Source organism: Roseateles sp. P5_B10 (assembly GCF_056400485.1).
In genome coordinates, this window is record NZ_JBFULE010000656.1 from 1 (window position 1) to 2979 (window position 2979).

Sequence of the window (2979 nt, forward strand, 5' to 3'; positions counted from 1 at the left end):
CCCTTCGCCCCTGGCGACACGGTGATCGTCAGCGTCAACGTCGTTGAAGGCACCCGCAAGCGCGTGCAGGCCTACGAAGGCGTCGTGATTGCCAAGCGCAATCGCGGCCTGAACAGCAGCTTCATCGTCCGCAAGATCTCCAGCGGCGAAGGCGTCGAGCGGACCTTTCAGCTCTACAGCCCGCTGATCGCCACGATCGAAGTCAAGCGCCGCGGTGACGTCCGTCGCGCCAAGCTGTACTACCTGCGCCAGCGTTCGGGCAAGTCGGCTCGAATCAAAGAGAAGCTGGCTTAATCAGCCGGTTCCTACCGCCAAAGCCGCCAGGGCGTACGCTCTCGGCGGCTTTTGTTTTTCTGTCGCATGACCCGCCCCGCTATCACCCAGCCCCAACTCGTGCCGGTCACGAGCATCGATGATCATCTCCCGGCAGTGCCAGACTTGGCGCTGACGGCTTCGGCCATACGGGCGCGCCTGGCGGAGGTGGCGGCCTGGACGCCTGAGTTCGTCGGCGACGGGGGTCTCTTCGCCAATCGCGAGCCGTCTGGTGCCGCTGTGCTCATCCCGCTGGTGCAGCGAGAGGCAGGCTTGAACCTGCTGCTGACCCGGCGTACCGACCATCTGCGCGATCACGCCGGCCAGATCAGCTTCCCCGGCGGCCGTGTCGAGCCCGAGGACGATGGTCCCGTCGCGACCGCGCTGCGGGAGACCGAGGAGGAGATCGGCCTGTCGCGCCAGCACATCGAGATCATTGGCCAGTTGCCGGTCTATTCGACAGTGACGGCCTTCCAGGTGACGCCGGTGGTGGCCCTCGTGGAGCCGGGCTTCACGCTGACGCTGGACGACTTCGAGGTTGCCGAAGCCTTCGAGGTGCCACTGGCCTTCCTGATGGATCCGGCCCACCACCGCCACCACCGTTTCGAGTTCGCGGGCGCCGAGCGGCGCTTTCTGTCCATGCCCTGGCAAGGGCCCGAACGCGAGTACTTCATCTGGGGCGCGACCGCCGCGATGTTGCGCAACTTCTATCGTCTTCTCAGCGGCGCCTGAGCGCGCCACTATCATCCCGGCCCATGAATTTCTTCGCGGTGCTGCTGGCCCTGTTGTGTGAGCAACTCAAGCCCCTGAGGCATGGCAACCGCGTGCACCAGTCGGTCATCGGCTGGGTGCGCTGGACGGGCCGCAACTTCGACGCTGGCGACGAGCACCATGCTGCCGTCGTCTGGGCCATCACGGTTCTGGTGCCGGGCCTGGCCGTTGCGCTGATCTACTGGGCGCTGCGCCATTTCAGCGTGCTGCTCGCCCTAGGGCTGGACGTCCTCATCCTGTATCTGACGCTGGGCTTCCGGCAGTTCAGCCACTACTACACCGACATCCGTGATGCCCTCGAGCGCGGCGACGACGCCACCGCGCGCCAGTTGCTGGCCGAATGGCGCCACCTGGATGCCAGCGAGTTGCCGCGCACCGAGCTGATCCGACATGTCATCGAGCATTCGCTGCTCGCCGCGCATCGCCACGTCTTTGGCGTGTTCTTCTGGTTCATCGTCTGCTCGACCATCGGCCTGGGGCCGGCAGGCGCGGTGGTCTACCGCATGGCCGAGTTCGCTGGCCGCTACTGGGCCTTCAAGAGCCGCACGCTGGACGCACCGACCAACACCCGCCTGTTGGCCTTGTCGCGTCAGGCTTTCACCTGGATTGACCACCTGCCCGCCCGGCTGACAGCCACCGGCTTTGCCATCGTCGGCAACTTCGAAGAGGCCGTGAATGGCTGGCGCCGCGACGCCAGCCTCTGGCTGCATTCCAACGAGGGCATCATCCTCGCGTCGGCCGCTGGCGCTGTAGGCCTGCAGCTCGGCGGCGCTGCGGCGCCTGGCGTCACGCCGGATCGCAGCAAGACCTTCGATGCCGGTACCGAACCCGAGTTCACCGGCGCCGCCGGCTCCACGGCCGGCGCACCGCCGCAGCTCGGTCATCTGCAAAGCGTCGTCGGCCTAGTCTGGCGTTCCGTCGTGCTGTGGATGCTGCTGCTCGCGTTGCTGACCCTGGCCAACCTCGTCGGCTAGTCATGGWGCCCCTCGYCCRGTCTCGCCGCGCTGAACGCGGGCGASCCCGGYCGGTCCCCCRAGGGGACGGCGATGCTTGCCGGTTTGACCGGCAAGCACATCGCCTGAGCGGGCCGGCTCGGGAGCGACCCAGCGCTCGGCCCGCCGATATCAAGCAAAGCAATTGAAATGAACTTTCCCAACTTGCCGGCCCTGGCCGAGCCCGGACTTGCTGCGCGCGTGCAGCACGCCATCGACCACAAGACCAAGCCTCTGGGCGCCCTCGGCCGCATCGAGGCCCTGGCCCTGCAGCTCGCGCTGATCCAGGGTGTGGAGCGGCCCGCGCTGCGCGAGCCGCAGCTTGTCGTCTACGCGGCCGACCATGGCCTGTCCCGGCGCGGCGTATCGGCCTACCCGCGCGAGGTCACCCCGCAAATGGTGGCCAACATGCTGGCCGGCGGTGCGGCCGTGTCCGTGCTGGCGCGTCAACAAGGTCTGGCGCTGACGATCGCCGACTGTGGCGTCGATGCGCCGCTGGCCGACGGGGCCGTCGACCTGCGCATTGCTGCGGGCACGGCCGACGCGAGCGTCGGGCCGGCGATGACGGCCGAACAAGCCGAGCGTGCGCTGCGCAATGGCATGGCCCTCGTCGAGCGCTTGCCCGGCAATGCGCTGCTGCTGGGTGAGATGGGGATCGGCAACACTTCGTCGGCCAGCCTCTTGATGCAGCGCCTGACGGGTTTGCCGCTGGCCGAATGTGTGGGGCGCGGCACCGGTCTGGATGACGCCGGCCTGGGCCGCAAGCTTGGCGTGCTTGCAGAGGCGCTCGCGGCCAACACTGACGCCGAGACCCCGTTGCAGCTCGCCGCGGCTCTCGGCGGTTTCGAAATCCTCACCATGGCCGGCAGCGTCATGGCCGCCGCCGCGCAGCGCCGAGTCATCG

At 67.7% G+C, this 2979-nt stretch carries 4 protein-coding genes; all 4 read left to right on the plus strand.

Annotation, left to right across the window (positions count from 1 at the left end):
- The coding region (gene rplS / locus AC1DU6_RS25480) for a 50S ribosomal protein L19 (RefSeq protein WP_477860503.1) at positions 1–294 on the plus strand (294 nt) is incomplete at its 5' end.
- Positions 295–360: 66 nt separating this feature from the next.
- Positions 361–1044: a CoA pyrophosphatase gene (locus AC1DU6_RS25485; protein WP_056201925.1), complete on the plus strand. Its 684-nt coding sequence runs from the start codon at positions 361–363 to the stop codon at positions 1042–1044.
- A gap of 23 nt (positions 1045–1067) precedes the next feature.
- Positions 1068–2057 carry a CobD/CbiB family protein gene (locus AC1DU6_RS25490; protein WP_056201928.1) on the plus strand — a complete coding sequence of 330 codons (990 nt, stop codon included), beginning with the start codon at positions 1068–1070 and terminating at the stop codon, positions 2055–2057.
- A gap of 168 nt (positions 2058–2225) precedes the next feature.
- The coding region (locus AC1DU6_RS25495; protein WP_477860506.1) for a nicotinate-nucleotide--dimethylbenzimidazole phosphoribosyltransferase at positions 2226–2979 on the plus strand (754 nt) is incomplete at its 3' end.

Bases quoted from the DNA above. Each gene is read 5' to 3' on its own strand.
- AC1DU6_RS25485 (WP_056201925.1), top strand. From the start codon at position 361: ATGACCCGCCCCGCTATCACCCAGCCCCAACTCGTGCCGGTCACGAGC.
- AC1DU6_RS25490 (WP_056201928.1), top strand. From the start codon at position 1,068: ATGAATTTCTTCGCGGTGCTGCTGGCCCTGTTGTGTGAGCAACTCAAG.